Genomic DNA, 15,490 nt, shown 5'->3' on the forward strand with positions numbered 1-15,490 from the left:
AAACAAGCGCCCACGGCTAAGCGGGCGCATTATTAAATAAATAATCGACGATTATTCGTAGCTCATAGTGAAGTAGGCATTAGCAGAGACTTTACCCGCAGTGACTGGGTTGGTGTCTTTCACCCAGGCAGAACCCGGAACATACGCCACGCGGTAATACAGTTTGCCGGAACCACTGGTGACAGTCGCAACCTGCGTATTATTGGCAGGCTGGCCAACCATAATACGATCGGTATTGCTGCTGGAGTTGTTATACATCGCCAGGCTAACGTTGGTTGCTGAACCTGCAACGTTAGAGTCTGGATCCACGGTACCGTTAGCCACGGAACCCATGTTTTTGGACATAAAGTTTGCGGAAGCTTTAGACACAGTATCAGGGCAGTTTGTCAGCAGCAGTTCAAAGTTTTTCGCACCAACACCTTTGTCCAGCGTAGTGGCTTCAACATCAGATTTTTTTACGACCGGCAATGCGATAGTGATGTTGTTAGTACCTTCACCATTGTTGGTGGTAATAGTACAGGTGGTATCGGTAACTGCACCGTCAAATGTGATCAGGCCAAGATCGGTAGCAGCGAAAGATGAAGAGGAACCCAGTGCCAGAACTACGGTAGCAGCTGCCATGCTAATTTTTTTCAGTGACATAACAATATCCATGTAAAAGATTAAAAAGCCAAACATTGTTTTTGGCGGACGGATAATAGAGTGCACACTAAAAAAAGTAATTTTAAATTTACTTAAAATGGGCTTTAGCTATTCTGTTTTTTCAAATAAACCAGTTGGTTAATAGTGGTATTGTAAAAAGATTAAATAAAATCTTAAAAAAATGGAAAGGACTGGCGGAATATTTCTTTTTGAAGAATAATATTTCTTGGTGATGATTATATCTGCCGGCCCGAATTATTTATCTGGCGATATAATTCGGGCCTTTTTATCAGGCAACCTGAACAGGAATTGCCTTTGCGGTGCGTTTCATGTCGTTGTCGCCTTCGAAGTAGGCCACTTTCGGCTGCCAGCGGCGCGCTTCTTCGTCGGACATCATGACGAAGCTGGCGATGATTACGATGTCACCCACGTCAGCGCAGTGTGCTGCCGCGCCGTTGACGGAGATAATTTTTGAGCCGCGCTCGGCGGCAATCGCGTAGGTAGAAAAGCGTTTGCCGTTGTTCACGTTCCAGATATCAATCGCTTCATTTTCAAGGATGCCAGCCGCGTCCAGAAAATCCTGGTCGATTGCGCAGGAGCCTTCATAGTGCAGGTCGGCCTGGGTGACTTTCACACGGTGAAGCTTACCTTGCAGCATTTTGCGAATCATTACGTTTACCTTTAATCGTCCGGGTAGAAAAAACTACGCCAGCTCAACCACTTTATTGTCAATAAGGCGGGCCTGACCGAGCCATGCCGCCACCAGGATCACCGCACGTTTGCTGGTCTCTGCAAGCTCCAGCAGCGTATCGGCATCGCGAATTTGAACGTCGTCAGCGCGGAAACCTTTTTCGTTCAGCGCTTGTTCGGCCAGGGCGATAATCTCTTCTGCACTCAGCTCTTTAGCCAGAAGTTGCTCAGCCATGGTATTCATGACCTTGCTTAAGCCCGGCGCGATTTTGCGCTGATCGGCCGTCAGATAGCCGTTACGGGAGCTGAGCGCCAGACCGTCTTTGGCACGCACAATCGGCACGCCGACGATCTCGATATCGTAACCCATATCGGCAACCATCTTGCGGATCAATGCCAGCTGCTGGAAATCTTTCTCGCCGAAGCAGGCAACGTCTGGCTGCACCAGATTGAACAGTTTGCTGACGATGGTGGACACACCGCGGAAATGACCCGGACGGCTCGCGCCTTCCAGCATGGTGGAAATGCCCGGAACGTCAACGTAGGTCGCCTCATCGGTACCCTGAGGGTAGACATCGGCGGAAGCTGGGGAGAAAACAATATCCGCATGGCGTTTTTTGATCTTCTCGCAATCTTCCTGCAGGGTGCGCGGGTAGCGTGCCAGGTCGTCGGCGCGGTCAAACTGCATTGGGTTAACGAAGATACTGACCACCACGATGTCTGCCCGGGCTCTCGCCTCATCGACCAGCTTCATATGGCCGTCATGCAGGTTGCCCATGGTCGGGACCAGTGCGATGCGTTTACCTTCCTGACGTGCACGACGGATGTGCTGGCGCAGCAGCGGCAGGGTTTCAATGATTAGCACAACGAGACTCCTTAATGGAAACTGTGTTCTTCGCCCGGGTAAACGCCGGACTCAACCTCGGCAATATACTGCCTGACCGCAGCGCGCATGTCGCCCGCTTCCGTGAGGAAATTTTTGGCAAATTTCGGGATATGTCCGCCAGTAATGCCAAAAGCGTCGTGCATCACCAGGATCTGGCCATCCGTCACGTTACCTGCGCCAATACCTATCACCGGAATCGACAGCGCGTCAGTGATGCGTTTTGCCAGCTCAACCGGAACGCACTCCAGCACCAGCAGTTGTGCGCCTGCGGCTTCAAGGGCGAGGGCATCATCGAACAGCGTTTGTGCGGCATCGCCACGGCCCTGCACTTTATAACCGCCAAAGATGTTCACGGATTGCGGCGTCAGGCCCAAATGACCGCACACCGGCACGGCGCGCTCGGTGAGCATTTTCACCGTATCAACGAGCCAGGCGCCACCTTCGATTTTGACCATGTTGGCCCCGGCACGCATCACGACTGCTGCATTTTCAAAGGCTTGCTCTGGCGTGGCGTATGCCATAAACGGCAGGTCGGAAAGCAGCAGGCAGGCTGGCGCACCACGGCGCACGGCACGGGTATGGTAAGCAATATCCTCAACCGTAACCGGCAGGGTGGAATCATGTCCTTGTACCGTCATCCCTAACGAATCTCCGACCAACATGACGTTGATACCCTCTTCGGCAAAGAGTTTGGCGAAGCTGTAGTCATACGCGGTGATGGTGGCGAAGCGTTTTTTTTCCTGTTTGCATTTCTGCAGTAAGGAGATGGTGGTTGGTTTCATACTGTTTCCTGATAGCCCAAAAGCGAATCTTTGCGCATTTTAACAGTAACATTCGGGGGAACAATGATTTTAGCTAACCGATTAACGGCAAATATTTCAGGGTTAATCGGTAAGATGCAGGATTACCAGCGAGCGGGTCTTTCCGCCTTGAGAGTGTCCAGAATGGCTTTCAGCGAGATACCATCCGGAAAGGTGAGGTCGGGTGCAACTTCGAACAGCGGCCAGAGCATAAAACCCCGGTTTTTCATGTCGTAGTGCGGAACAGTGAGGCGATCGGTGTTTATGACCTCATGACCATACAACATAATATCGAGATCGAGAGTGCGTGGCCCCCAGCGTTCGGCTTTGCGTACGCGACCCTGTTGCAGTTCGATGCGCTGAGTATTATCCAGCAGCGTTTCGGCATCCAGAGTGGTCTCCAGCACGACGGCGGCATTGAGATAATCAGGCTGATCCTGCGGGCCCAACGGTGGGGTACGGTAAAACGAAGAGACGGCCACGATCCGGCTTTGCGGAATTTCGCCCAGCGCCTGTACGGCAGCGTTAACCTGCTCCAGCGGAGAGGCTAAATTGCTGCCGATGGCGATATACGCGAGGGTCATGAAGCACCTTCACGACGAGGCGCACGTTTGCGCGGACGACGATGACGGCGACGTGGTTCCGGCTCTTCATCCAGCCCGGTGAGCATATCTTTCTGTTCAGGCGGGGCGGAAACCTGGAACTCGGCCCACCATTGCGCCAGACGCTGCAGCTCCTGATTCCTTTCAATTTCAGCCCGCAGTGACAGCAGATCGAATGCCGCGCGGAACTTAGGATGCTCCATCAACTTCCAGGCACGTTTGCCCTGACGACGGGACATACGCAACTGAAGCTGCCAGATATCACGCACCAGCGTGGTAATACGTTTCGGGATCGCCAGCGTACGGCACCCTTCGTCCAGCACGTCGTTCGCGGCCAGTGCGAAGGCATCGTAATAGGCGAGACCGCTCTCCTGAGTGATTCGCTGAGCCGTTTCCAGCAGTGGATACCAGAACATCGCCGCAAACAGAAACGCCGGATTCACGCGCATATCGTTGCGAATACGGGTATCGGTATTTTTCAGCACCTGCGCAATCATGCGCTCCATCGGGCTGTCACCGCTTTCGGTGAAGTAGCGGGTAATGGTCGGGAACAGCGGCTGGAACAGGTTGTATTCGCGCAGCAGATTATAAGTTTCAAAGCCGTGGCCGGCCTGCAGCAGTTTCAGGGCTTCCTCAAACAGACGGGCAGGGGGCACGTCGTTGATCAGCGTCGCCAGACGGGGAATAGGCTCGGCTGTTTCCGGGCTAATGCGCATATTCAGCTTGGCGGCGAAACGCACGGCGCGCAGCATACGCACGGGATCTTCACGGTAGCGCGTTTCCGGCGTGCCGATCAGACGAATCAGGCCTTCTTTCAGATCCTGCATGCCGCCGACGTAATCACGCACGGTGAAATCCGCCACGCTGTAGTAAAGGCTATTGATCGTGAAGTCACGACGCTGGGCATCTTCTTCGATAGAACCGAAGATATTATCGCGCAGCAGCATACCGTTCTGGCCGCGCTGCGACGTGGTGCGATCCGATGCGCCCGCTTCGTGGTGGCCGCGGAAGGTCGCCACTTCGATGATCTCCGGTCCAAACATCACGTGAGCCAGACGGAAACGGCGGCCAACAAGACGGCAGTTACGGAATAATTTACGCACCTGCTCAGGCGTGGCGCTGGTCGTCACGTCGAAATCTTTTGGCTTTTTGCCCAGCAGTAAATCACGCACTCCACCGCCCACGAGATAGGCCTCGTAGCCCGCTTTATTCAGACGATAGAGCACCTTGAGGGCATTTTCACTGATATCTTTGCGGGAAATATTGTGCTGCTCACGCGGAATAACCGACATGTGTGGCTGTGCAATAGCATCATTCGCCATGCTCTCTTCGCGGCTTAGCACTTTACGGCAAAAATTAGCGACTCGGGTAAAAATGGTACACCTCGTAGTGTGTTTTGTTATGAAAAAAGCGGCTAATCATAGCTCAGCGCAACGCATTTGAGAATGCTGGATTTTTTGCACCGCCGTGAGCGTCCAGTGGGCGATCGCCATTTTCAGCAGTTCGTCAATACGCAGATCCTGCCATTCGTTGGTTACATTCTGGTTGAGAAATCGCAGCGCGTCGATCAAAACCGGGCGTGGATCGCCGTGTGGCAGGGCTGGCGCATGGTTTTGCTTCGACAGCTTACAGCCATGTTCATTGACTGCCAGCGGCAGATGAATGTAATCCGGCGCTTTCCAGCCAAACTGGTGATAGAGCGATATTTGCCGCACGGTAGGTTCAACAAGATCTGCGCCACGAACGATTTCCGTGACGCCCTGGAAATGGTCATCCACGACAACGGCCAGGTTGTAGGCGAACAGACCGTCACGGCGGTGGATAATAAAATCTTCACATGCCAGACGTTCATCGGCGTGGATCTTGCCGGAGAGTAAATCGTTAAAGTGCGTCACCGGGGAGCGCTGCTTGATGCGCACGGCGGCATTTTCCGGGGGAAGATTAAGCGTACGACAATGACCGTCATAAACCCCTCCCACGCTCTGGATGCGTGCGCGGGTACAGGTGCAGTTATAGGAAAGCCCCTGAGCGCGAAGCCAGGCCAGCCGTTCCCGATACGCATCGTGACGTTTTGATTGCCAGAGAACGTCGTCATCCCAGTGAAGACCGTAATGTTCCAGCTGACGCAGAATGGTGTCTGCTGCACCGGGAACTTCACGCGGAGGGTCAATATCTTCAATGCGAACAAGCCATTTACCCTGGCTGGCACGAGCCTGCAGGTAGCTGCCGAGCGCGGCAATTAATGAGCCGAAGTGTAATTCACCGGAAGGAGATGGCGCGAAGCGCCCAATATAGTGTGATTCAGACATATCAACAGTAACAAGGCGGGAGTGACTCCCGCCTTTGGAGTGTGTAAACAGCGCTGGTATTAACCGGCCATCTGTTTTTCGCGGATTTCAGCCAGTGTTTTACAGTCGATGCACAGGTCGGCGGTTGGACGCGCTTCCAGGCGACGAATACCGATTTCAACACCACAGGATTCGCAGTAGCCAAAATCTTCGTCTTCGACTTTTTTCAGCGTTTTCTCGATCTTTTTGATCAGTTTGCGTTCGCGGTCACGGTTACGCAGTTCGAGGCTGAACTCTTCTTCCTGAGCGGCGCGGTCGACCGGATCCGGGAAGTTAGCAGCTTCATCCTGCATATGAGTAACGGTGCGATCGACTTCATCCCTGAGTTGATTACGCCATGCTTCAAGAATACGCTTGAAGTGCGACAGCTGGGCTTCGTTCATATACTCTTCGCCCGGTTTCTCTTGATACGGCTCCACCCCAGCGATGGCGAGAATACTCAGGGACGATGTTTTACGGTTTTGCCCTTCTTGCATGTTGCTTCTCCTTAACACGCACTATCGATCCCCGTGTCGGGGGAAAAATCAGGTCGCTATAAATAGCAGATGCTTTTCCGGATGGCAATTATCTAAACGTAACACTTGACAAGCCTGTGAGGAAAAGCGTATTTGCGCACGCGGCCAGAACACTTAATCATCAATCGTCTAATCCCTTATAAGACAATGGGAAGAGAGGATCTCAGAGTCATATTATCGGCAGAAAGTTCCGCTTTATAAGCCAAAACCTCTACCCCCTGCTTTTGTGCCTCATTCAACAATTGCGCGTATTTAGGATCAATATGGCGGGCAGGAGAGAATCGTTCAATGGCTGAATGCAAAACCGCAAACAGCAACACGGCGCGTTTGCCCGCCGCCGCAACACTCATTAGCTCTCGCAGATGCTTCTGCCCGCGTAGCGTTACCGCATCCGGGAAGTAGCCATTTTCCTGTTCCGCTAACGTCACTGATTTTACTTCAATATAGCACTCAGGCCTGTCTTGCGCCTGTAACATGAAGTCGATTCTGCTGCCTTCATCGCCATATTTCACTTCGCTTTTATGCGTGTCATAACCCACCAGTTCGGGAAGGGCATTATTCATTAGCGCTTCTTTAACCAGCTGATTGGCACGCAGGGTGTTAACACAAATAAATGCCCCGCTTTGTGTTTCGGTCATTTCCCAGGTATGGGCATATTTGCGTTTCATATTCTCTGATGTGGAATACCAGACCCGGTCACCCGGTGTCGCACACCCCGTCATAGCACCGGTATTGGGGCAGTGCAGGGTGAGCTGTGTTCCTTCAGGCGTGACTACGTCTGCGAGGAAGCGTTTGTAGCGTTGAATCAGCGTGGCGTGCTGCAGGGGAGGGCTAAACTTCATCAGGCGTCCTTAACGGTGTTGCCCAGCGTCCAGCGCTGTAGCGGCGTGTAGCGGGTGCGTCCTTGTGCAAAGACGGATTCATAAAGTGCGAATTCATTAACCGGAAAGGCCCAGTGAAAACCTGGTGGTGGGATGGCAACGGCCTGACCTGCATCGCGCAGCAACGTGATATGCGGATGAAACGGCTGCGGGCTCTGGTAACAGCCGCTGCGTGCCGCCTGGGCGCGCAGCATATTTGCAAGCTGTAATATCCCACGAGGCGGCTGGCGCGTACCCAGCCAGACCACCCGCGAGCGCAACCACTGCCCGGCATCATCAAGGTGTAGCGTAAACCCCGGTTGAGAGATCCGTCCGGCCATTGATGCCAGGGCTCGCTGCTTATCGGCGCTCACATCACCCAAAAAGGCCAGCGTCAGGTGCAGGTTAGCCGCGGCAACAGGGCGACCCGCTTCCGGCGGGAAGTGCTCAGCGCGCCAGCGAACGATTTGCCGCTGTATCGGGGCGGGTAATTCAATGGCAAAAAACAGCCGTTTCGACTCAGACATACGGGGGACTCGGTAATGATATGCGCCGATGCTACAATGTACGCCGACTAATGTTAACCCTCTGGAGCTGTTAGTGTCCTCATTGCCGGTCGCCGTCGTCCTTCCCGAGCTTCTCGCTGCCTTACAACATGCCCCGCAGGTTTTGCTGAATGCCCCGACAGGGGCCGGTAAATCCACCTGGCTGCCGCTGCAGATCCTGAAAGACGGGAATATCAGCGGGAAAATTATCCTGCTGGAGCCGCGCAGGCTGGCCGCGCGCAACGTAGCACAACGCCTGGCGGAATTGCTTAACGAAAAACCGGGCGAGACGGTGGGCTACCGTATGCGCGCTGAAACCTGTATCGGCCCAACCACGCGGCTTGAAGTGGTGACCGAGGGAATACTCACCCGCATGCTGCAAAACGATCCTGAACTGACCGGCGTCGGGCTGGTGATTCTGGATGAATTCCACGAACGCAGCCTGCAGGCGGATCTGGCTCTGGCACTGTTACTGGATGTTCAACAGGGGCTGCGTGACGACCTTCGGCTGCTCATCATGTCGGCGACGCTGGATAACGAACGGCTGCAGCAGACGCTGCCTGATGCACCAGTGATAGCCTCGCAAGGGCGAGCGTTTCCCGTAGAGCGCCGTTATCAACCGCTGCCTGCCCATCAGCGTTTTGATGAAGCGGTCGCCATCGCAACCGCAGAACTGCTGCGTCAGGAACCCGGTTCGCTGCTGCTGTTTTTACCCGGCGTGGGCGAAATCCAGCGCGTGCAGGAGCACCTGGCCTCCCGTGTCAGCAGCGATGTACTGTTGTGTCCGCTCTACGGCGCGCTGTCGCTGGCCGACCAGCGTAAAGCGATTCTCCCGGCGCCTGCGGGGCAGCGCAAAGTGGTACTGGCAACCAATATTGCGGAAACCAGTTTGACCATCGAAGGTATTCGCCTGGTTGTGGATAGCGCGCAGGAGAGAGTGGCAAGCTTTGACCCGCGTACCGGGCTGACGAAACTCCTGACGCAACGTATAAGCCAGGCGTCGATGGTACAGCGCGCAGGCCGTGCCGGGCGTCTTGAGCCGGGTATCTGCCTGCATTTGACCAGCGCAGAGCAGGCTGAACGCGCGGCACAACAAAGTCCCCCGGAAATTTTACAAAGTGATTTATCAGGTCTGGTGATGGATCTGCTGCAATGGGGCTGTCCGGATCCGGGAAAACTGACCTGGCTTAATCCGCCTCCTGTCGTAAACCTCACCGCAGCGCGTACACTGCTGGCCCAGCTTGGCGCGCTGGAAGGGGAGCGTCTGACGGCGCGCGGTCAAAAAATGGCCGCGCTGGGCAACGATCCGCGTCTGGCCGCAATGCTGGTGGCCGCGCAAGGGGAAGATGAAATTGCCACGGCGGCGAAACTGGCAGCTATTCTTGAGGAGCCGCCGCGCGGTGGCAGCAGCGATCTGGCGCAGGCATTTTCACGTAATCAGGGGAACTGGCAGCAACGGGCGCAGCAGCTCAGCAAACGGCTAAACAGCCGTGGCGGCTTGCCAGACAGCGATATTATCGCACAGTTGCTGGCACAAGCATTTCCGGACCGAATTGCGCGCCGACGCGGGCTGGACGGTCGATATCAGCTGGCAAATGGCATGGGCGCGATGCTGGACAGCGACGATGCTATGACGCGCCATGAGTGGCTGATTGCGCCGCTTCTGCTTCAGGGCAGCCAGTCGCCGGATGCGCGGATATTACTGGCGATAGCTGTCGATATTGAGGCCCTGACGCGTGCATGTCCGCAACTGCTTCAGCAATCTGATATTGTCGAATGGGATGACACCCAGGGCACCCTGAAAGCGTTTCGGCGTAGCCAGATTGGCAAACTGACCCTCGGCACGAAGCCACTGACGAAGCCGTCAGAAGAAGAGATGCATCAGGCGATGCTAAACGGCATTCGGGAAAAAGGGTTGAACGTACTGAACTGGACGCCAGAGGCGGAGCAATACCGTATTCGTCTGCACTGTGCCGCGCGCTGGCTGCCAGAATATGCCTGGCCCGCGGTGGATGATGAGACGCTGCTTGCCTCTCTGGAGAGCTGGCTGCTGCCGCAAATGCGCGGTGTACACTCGCTGCGGGCACTAAAAGCCCTTGATGTTAAGGTCGCGTTACAGAATTTACTGGACTGGTCATTACGTCAACGTCTGGATAGTGAACTGCCAGGGCATTACACTGTGCCGACCGGAAGCCGAATTGCCATTCGTTATCACGAGGATAATCCGCCAGCGCTGGCGGTTCGGATGCAGGAAATGTTTGGTGAGGCGACCACGCCGTCTATCGCGGAAGGGCGTGTGCCGGTGGTGCTTGAACTGTTGTCGCCTGCTCATCGTCCTCTACAGATCACCCGCGATCTGGGGGCGTTCTGGGCGGGAAGCTACCGGGAAGTGCAAAAAGAGATGAAAGGGCGATATCCCAAACACGTTTGGCCGGACGATCCGGCGAATACCGCGCCGACACGGCGTACGAAGAAATATTCTTAATTGAGAGATTTCTTCTTTCACGGTGATGTGGAAGAAAAGAGAATCGGGCCTTTGCGCCTGAAAGTTGCGGAGAAAAAGCATGGCGGGGAATGACCGCGAGCCAATAGGACGTAAGGGAAAACCAACGCGTCCGGCGAAAGAAAAGGTAAGCCGTCGTCGCCTCAGAGATGAGGACTATGACGATGACTATGAAGACGATTATGAGGATGAAGAACCGATGCCGCGTAAAGGGAAAGGCAAAGGGCGTAAGCCTCGGGGTAAACGCGGCTGGTTCTGGCTGCTGCTGAAGCTGTTCATTATTTTTGTTGTGCTGATGGCGATTTACGGCGTCTATCTGGATCAGAAGATCCGCAGCCGCATCGACGGTAAAGTCTGGCAGTTGCCTGCGGCAGTCTATGGCCGCATGGTGAACCTTGAGCCAGATATGTCCATCAGTAAGAACGAGATGGTGAAACTGCTGGAAGCGACCCAGTATCGTCAGGTGTCTAAGATGACGCGCCCGGGTGAATTCACCGTGCAGGCGAAGAGCATCGAGATGATCCGCCGTCCGTTTGATTTCCCGGACAGCAAAGAGGGACAGGTGCGGGCGCGTCTGACCTTTGACGGCGATCGTCTGGATACCATAGAGAACATGGATAACAACCGCCAGTTCGGTTTCTTCCGTCTTGATCCTCGCCTGATCACCATGCTTTCGTCAGCAAACGGTGAACAGCGTCTGTTTGTGGCCCGTAACGGTTTCCCGGATCTGCTGGTGGATACGCTGCTGGCAACCGAAGACCGTCACTTCTACGAGCACGATGGCATCAGCCTTTACTCCATAGGGCGTGCGGTGCTGGCGAACCTGACAGCAGGGCGCACGGTGCAGGGGGCGAGTACACTCACCCAGCAGCTGGTGAAGAACCTGTTCCTCTCCAGCGAACGCTCTTACTGGCGTAAGGCCAACGAAGCGTACATGGCCGTGCTGATGGACGCGCGTTACAGCAAGGATCGTATCCTTGAGCTGTACATGAACGAAGTGTACCTCGGCCAAAGCGGTGATAACGAAATCCGAGGTTTCCCGCTGGCGAGTCTGTACTACTTTGGCCGTCCGGTTGAAGAGCTGAGCCTTGACCAGCAGGCGCTGCTGGTCGGCATGGTGAAAGGGGCGTCAATTTATAACCCGTGGCGTAACCCAAAACTGGCGCTTGAGCGTCGTAACCTGGTGCTGCGTTTGCTGCAGCAACAGCAGGTGATCGATCAGGAGTTGTACGAGATGCTGAGCGCTCGTCCACTCGGCGTGCAGCCGCGCGGTGGCGTGATCTCGCCTCAACCTGCGTTTATGCAGCTGGTGCGTCAGGAGCTGCAAAGTAAGCTCGGTGATAAGGTTAAAGATCTCTCCGGCGTGAAGATCTTCACTACCTTTGACTCCGTAGCGCAGGATGCCGCGGAAAAAGCGGCGGTGGAAGGCATTCCGGCGCTGAAGAAACAGCGCAAGCTCTCCGATCTTGAAACCGCGATGGTGGTGGTTGACCGTAACACCGGTGAAGTTCGCGCGATGGTGGGCGGGGCTGAGCCACAGTTTGCAGGTTACAACCGCGCCATGCAGGCGCGTCGTTCGATCGGCTCTCTGGCAAAACCAGCAACCTATCTCACTGCGCTGAGTCAGCCAAACCAGTACCGCCTGAATACCTGGATTGCGGATGCGCCAATTTCCCTGCGTCAGCCTAACGGCCAGGTATGGTCACCGCAGAACGATGATAAACAGTTCAGCGGCCAGGTGATGCTGGTGGATGCGTTAACCCGCTCCATGAACGTACCAACGGTTAATCTGGGCATGTCACTGGGCCTGCCAGCGATTGTTGATACCTGGCAGAAACTGGGTATTTCGAAAGATCAGCTAAATCCGGTACCGGCGATGATTCTGGGTGCGCTTAACCTGACGCCAATCGAAGTCGCACAGGCGTTCCAGACCATTGCCAGCGGGGGGAACCGCGCACAGCTGTCTGCGCTGCGTTCAGTAATAGCTGAAGATGGTTCCGTGCTGTATCAGAGCTTCCCGCAGGCTGAACGTGCGGTGCCCGCTCAGGCCGCCTATATGACGCTGTGGACGATGCAACAGGTTGTGCAGCGTGGTACCGGGCGTCAACTGGGAGCGAAGTATCCGGGTCTGCATCTGGCGGGTAAAACCGGGACCACCAACAACAACGTCGATACCTGGTTTGCCGGTATTGATGGCCGTGAAGTGGTGATCACCTGGGTCGGTCGCGACAACAACCAGCCGACCAAACTGTACGGCGCAAGCGGGGCAATGTCGATTTACCAGCGTTATCTGGCGAATCAGTCCCCGGTGCCGCTGAATCTGGTCGCTCCGGAAGACATTGTTGATATGGGCGTGGATGGTTCCGGTAACTTTGTCTGCGGCGGCGGGATGCGTACCTTGCCGGTCTGGACGACCAACCCGGACGCGCTGTGTCAGCAAAGTCAGCCAGAACAACCATCGGGCAATCCGTTTGATTCGTCTTCTCAGCCACAGCAGCCGCAGCAGCAACAGCCGCAGCAGCAGAATGAGAAGAAAGACAGCGACGGTGTCGCCGGCTGGATTAAAGATATGTTCGGCGGTAACTAGCCTTTTAAAGCCCTCTTCCCTGGAAGGGGGCTTTTTTTACCCGTAGACCTCATTTCGTTAACCCTCGCTTTAACTCTGATTAACCCTTCGTTTTCTCTTGATGATTTCTTAAACCCTTAATTCTCATAGGGCCGCTTACTGCTTGCTATGCAACCAGCGTTTCGCATATTATTCTGGCGCTCATAATAATAATTCTCGTTTACGTTATCATTCACTTTCACATCAGAGATTCAACATGGCGCTTTCCAATACTGCTCAGCCAATGAACACGTCGCTGCGTAAACTCGCGGTCGTCGTCGCCACAGCGGTTGCCGGCATGTCGACTTATGCACATGCTGCCGAAACCCCTAAAAAAGAAGAAAACATTACGGTAACCGCAGCGCCTGCGGCACAGGAAAGTGCCTGGGGACCCGCTGCGACTATCGCTGCAAGGCAATCCGCGACCGGAACGAAAACGGACACCCCGATTCAAAAGGTCCCACAGTCCATTTCGGTCGTGACTGCTGAAGAGATGGCATTGCATCAGCCACGCTCTGTTAAAGAAGCGCTGAGTTATACCCCAGGCGTTGCGGTCGGCACGCGTGGTGCGTCCAATACCTATGACTACCTGCTCATTCGCGGTTTCGCGGCCGATGGTCAGAGCCAGAATAACTACCTCGACGGTATGAAGATGCAGGGCAACTTCTATAACGACGCGGTGATTGACCCTTATATGCTGGAACGCGCTGAAATCATGCGTGGTCCGGTTTCTGTTCTGTACGGAAAAAGCAGCCCTGGTGGCTTGCTGAATATGGTGAGTAAGCGCCCAACCACTGAGCCGCTGAAAGAGATCCAGTTCAAAGTGGGTACTGACAGCCTGTTCCAGACTGGCTTTGACTTTAGCGATGCGATCGACGACGACGGCGTTTACTCCTACCGTTTAACCGGCGTGGCGCGTTCTAACAATGCCCAGCAGGAGCGTGCGGAAGAACAGCGTTATGCTATCGCGCCATCGTTCTCCTGGCGTCCGGATGATAAAACCACCTTCACGTTCCTCTCCTATTTCCAGAACGAGCCTGAAACGGGCTACTACGGCTGGCTGCCAAAAGAGGGAACGGTTGATCCGCTGCCAAACGGCGATCGTCTGCCGACTGACTTCAACGAAGGCGCGAAGAACAACACCTATTCCCGTAACCAGAAAATGGTGGGGTATAGCTTCGATCACGCATTCAACGATACCTTTACCGTGCGTCAGAACCTGCGTTTTGCCGAGAATAAAACTTCGCAAAACAGCGTTTACGGCTATGGCGTCTGTACCGATCCTGCGAATAGCGGCAACAAACAGTGTGCAGCGTTAGCCCCGGCAGACAAAGGCCATTACCTGGCGCGTAAATACGTTGTCGATCATGAAAAACTGCAGAACTTCACCGTTGATACTCAACTGCAGAGCAAATTCTCTACCGGTGAGGTGGACCACATTCTGCTGACCGGCGTTGACTTTATGCGTATGCGTAATGACATCAACTCCTGGTTTGGTTATGACGATTCTGTACCGCTGCTGGATCTCTACCATCCGGTGAACAGCGATTTTGATTTCGGCTCAAAAGATCCTGCAACTTCAGGCCCTTATCAAATTCTCAACCGCCAGAAACAGACAGGTCTGTACGTTCAGGATCAGGCGCAGTGGGATAAAGTGCTGGTAACCCTTGGTGGCCGTTATGACTGGGCCGATCAAGAGTCTTATAACCGCGTAACGAACACGACAGCTAAACGCGATGACACGCAGTTCACCTGGCGCGGTGGCGTTAACTATCTGTTCGACAATGGCGTAACGCCTTACTTCAGCTATAGCGAATCCTTTGAACCTGCTTCCCAGACTGGTGCGAGTGGCAACATTTTTGCTCCGTCTAAAGGGAAGCAATACGAAGCGGGTGTGAAATACGTGCCGAACGATCGTCCGATCGTGATTACCGGTGCGGTATACCAGCTGACGAAAACCAACAACCTGATGGCTGATCCAGCGGGCTCATTCTTCTCCGTTGAAGGCGGTGAGATCCGTTCCCGTGGCGTAGAGCTGGAAGCGAAAGCGGCATTGTCTGCGAGCGTTAACGTTGTCGGTTCTTACACCTATACCAATGCCGAGTACACTACCGACACTAACTACAAAGGCAACACGCCAGCGCAGGTGCCGAAACACATGGCCTCCGTATGGGGGGATTACACCATGTTTGATGGCCCGCTGTCTGGCCTGACGTTGGGTACTGGCGTTCGTTATACCGGTTCCAGCTTCGGCGATCCGGCGAACTCCTTCAAAGTGGGCAGCTATACCGTGGTTGATGCACTTGTCAGATACGATCTGGCGCGTGTAGGGATGGCCGGCTCAAACGTCGCGCTTCACGTGAACAACCTGTTCGATCGTGAATATGTTGCCAGCTGCTTCAACACCTACGGTTGCTTCTGGGGTGCTGAACGTCAGGTTGTAGCCACTGCGACCTTCCGCTTCTAATCTCTCTTTGGGCACGGTTCGCCGTGC

At 54.6% G+C, this 15,490-nt stretch carries 13 protein-coding genes; 3 read left to right on the forward strand and 10 right to left on the reverse strand.

Annotated elements, in window-relative coordinates:
- Positions 1–51: 51 nt before the first annotated feature.
- The 10 genes from ACLHV8_RS03745 to thpR all read right to left on the reverse strand — a co-directional run bounded on the left by ACLHV8_RS03745 (position 52) and on the right by thpR (position 7,870).
- A complete protein-coding gene (locus ACLHV8_RS03745) occupies positions 52–642 on the reverse strand; it encodes a fimbrial protein (RefSeq protein ID WP_049005293.1) in 591 nt (196 codons plus the stop codon).
- 289 nt (positions 643–931) lie between these two features.
- Positions 932–1,312, reverse strand: coding sequence for an aspartate 1-decarboxylase (gene panD, locus ACLHV8_RS03750; protein ID WP_006810068.1), 381 nt, complete (start codon positions 1,310–1,312; stop codon positions 932–934).
- A gap of 33 nt (positions 1,313–1,345) precedes the next feature.
- Positions 1,346–2,197: a pantoate--beta-alanine ligase gene (panC, locus tag ACLHV8_RS03755; protein ID WP_208595039.1), complete on the reverse strand. Its 852-nt coding sequence runs from the start codon at positions 2,195–2,197 to the stop codon at positions 1,346–1,348.
- A gap of 11 nt (positions 2,198–2,208) precedes the next feature.
- Complete coding sequence (panB, locus tag ACLHV8_RS03760; RefSeq protein ID WP_049005295.1) at positions 2,209–3,000, reverse strand: 3-methyl-2-oxobutanoate hydroxymethyltransferase; 792 nt, start codon at positions 2,998–3,000, stop codon at positions 2,209–2,211.
- 122 nt (positions 3,001–3,122) lie between these two features.
- Positions 3,123–3,602 carry a 2-amino-4-hydroxy-6-hydroxymethyldihydropteridine diphosphokinase gene (gene folK, locus ACLHV8_RS03765; protein ID WP_208595038.1) on the reverse strand — a complete coding sequence of 160 codons (480 nt, stop codon included), beginning with the start codon at positions 3,600–3,602 and terminating at the stop codon, positions 3,123–3,125.
- Positions 3,599–4,996 carry a polynucleotide adenylyltransferase PcnB gene (pcnB, locus tag ACLHV8_RS03770; RefSeq protein WP_028018320.1) on the reverse strand — a complete coding sequence of 466 codons (1,398 nt, stop codon included), beginning with the start codon at positions 4,994–4,996 and terminating at the stop codon, positions 3,599–3,601. Before pcnB ends, folK begins: the two co-directional genes overlap by 4 nt.
- A 42-nt stretch (positions 4,997–5,038) precedes the next feature.
- On the reverse strand, positions 5,039–5,929 hold the full coding sequence (gene gluQRS / locus ACLHV8_RS03775; RefSeq protein ID WP_028018319.1) for a tRNA glutamyl-Q(34) synthetase GluQRS: 891 nt from the start codon (positions 5,927–5,929) through the stop codon (positions 5,039–5,041).
- Positions 5,930–5,988: 59 nt separating this feature from the next.
- Positions 5,989–6,444 carry an RNA polymerase-binding protein DksA gene (dksA, locus tag ACLHV8_RS03780; protein ID WP_001155232.1) on the reverse strand — a complete coding sequence of 152 codons (456 nt, stop codon included), beginning with the start codon at positions 6,442–6,444 and terminating at the stop codon, positions 5,989–5,991.
- A gap of 176 nt (positions 6,445–6,620) precedes the next feature.
- Complete coding sequence (sfsA, locus tag ACLHV8_RS03785) at positions 6,621–7,325, reverse strand: DNA/RNA nuclease SfsA (RefSeq protein ID WP_049005298.1); 705 nt, start codon at positions 7,323–7,325, stop codon at positions 6,621–6,623.
- Complete coding sequence (thpR, locus tag ACLHV8_RS03790; RefSeq protein WP_049005299.1) at positions 7,325–7,870, reverse strand: RNA 2',3'-cyclic phosphodiesterase; 546 nt, start codon at positions 7,868–7,870, stop codon at positions 7,325–7,327. The genes sfsA and thpR overlap by 1 nt, the downstream gene beginning before the upstream one ends.
- A 73-nt stretch (positions 7,871–7,943) precedes the next feature.
- On the opposite strand from thpR, the gene hrpB reads away from it, so the two are divergent.
- The 3 genes from hrpB (at position 7,944) to fhuA (ending at position 15,463) form a co-directional block, all read left to right on the forward strand.
- Positions 7,944–10,373, forward strand: a complete 2,430-nt coding sequence (hrpB, locus tag ACLHV8_RS03795) for an ATP-dependent helicase HrpB (RefSeq protein ID WP_208595037.1) — start codon at positions 7,944–7,946, stop codon at positions 10,371–10,373.
- A 79-nt stretch (positions 10,374–10,452) separates the two neighbouring features.
- Positions 10,453–12,978, forward strand: a complete 2,526-nt coding sequence (mrcB, locus tag ACLHV8_RS03800; protein ID WP_128348534.1) for a bifunctional glycosyl transferase/transpeptidase — start codon at positions 10,453–10,455, stop codon at positions 12,976–12,978.
- Positions 12,979–13,213: 235 nt separating this feature from the next.
- The gene (gene fhuA / locus ACLHV8_RS03805; protein ID WP_208595036.1) at positions 13,214–15,463 is read left to right on the forward strand and encodes a ferrichrome porin FhuA; all 2,250 of its coding nucleotides are present in this window, start codon (positions 13,214–13,216) and stop codon (positions 15,461–15,463) included.
- The last annotated feature ends 27 nt before the right edge of the window (positions 15,464–15,490 follow it).

It is taken from the genome of Enterobacter sp. CPE_E863 (genome assembly GCF_046521465.1).
Classification (GTDB): Bacteria; Pseudomonadota; Gammaproteobacteria; order Enterobacterales; family Enterobacteriaceae; genus Enterobacter; species Enterobacter adelaidei.

What these genes read in the sequence shown, in the direction of transcription:
- ACLHV8_RS03745 (WP_049005293.1), bottom strand. Translation starts at nt 642, where the DNA reads ATGTCACTGAAAAAAATTAGCATGGCAGCTGCTACCGTAGTTCTGGCA.
- panD (WP_006810068.1), bottom strand. Translation starts at nt 1,312, where the DNA reads ATGATTCGCAAAATGCTGCAAGGTAAGCTTCACCGTGTGAAAGTCACC.
- panB (WP_049005295.1), bottom strand. Translation starts at nt 3,000, where the DNA reads ATGAAACCAACCACCATCTCCTTACTGCAGAAATGCAAACAGGAAAAA.
- folK (WP_208595038.1), bottom strand. Translation starts at nt 3,602, where the DNA reads ATGACCCTCGCGTATATCGCCATCGGCAGCAATTTAGCCTCTCCGCTG.
- gluQRS (WP_028018319.1), bottom strand. Translation starts at nt 5,929, where the DNA reads ATGTCTGAATCACACTATATTGGGCGCTTCGCGCCATCTCCTTCCGGT.
- dksA (WP_001155232.1), bottom strand. Translation starts at nt 6,444, where the DNA reads ATGCAAGAAGGGCAAAACCGTAAAACATCGTCCCTGAGTATTCTCGCC.
- sfsA (WP_049005298.1), bottom strand. Translation starts at nt 7,325, where the DNA reads ATGAAGTTTAGCCCTCCCCTGCAGCACGCCACGCTGATTCAACGCTAC.
- thpR (WP_049005299.1), bottom strand. Translation starts at nt 7,870, where the DNA reads ATGTCTGAGTCGAAACGGCTGTTTTTTGCCATTGAATTACCCGCCCCG.
- mrcB (WP_128348534.1), top strand. Translation starts at nt 10,453, where the DNA reads ATGGCGGGGAATGACCGCGAGCCAATAGGACGTAAGGGAAAACCAACG.
- fhuA (WP_208595036.1), top strand. Translation starts at nt 13,214, where the DNA reads ATGGCGCTTTCCAATACTGCTCAGCCAATGAACACGTCGCTGCGTAAA.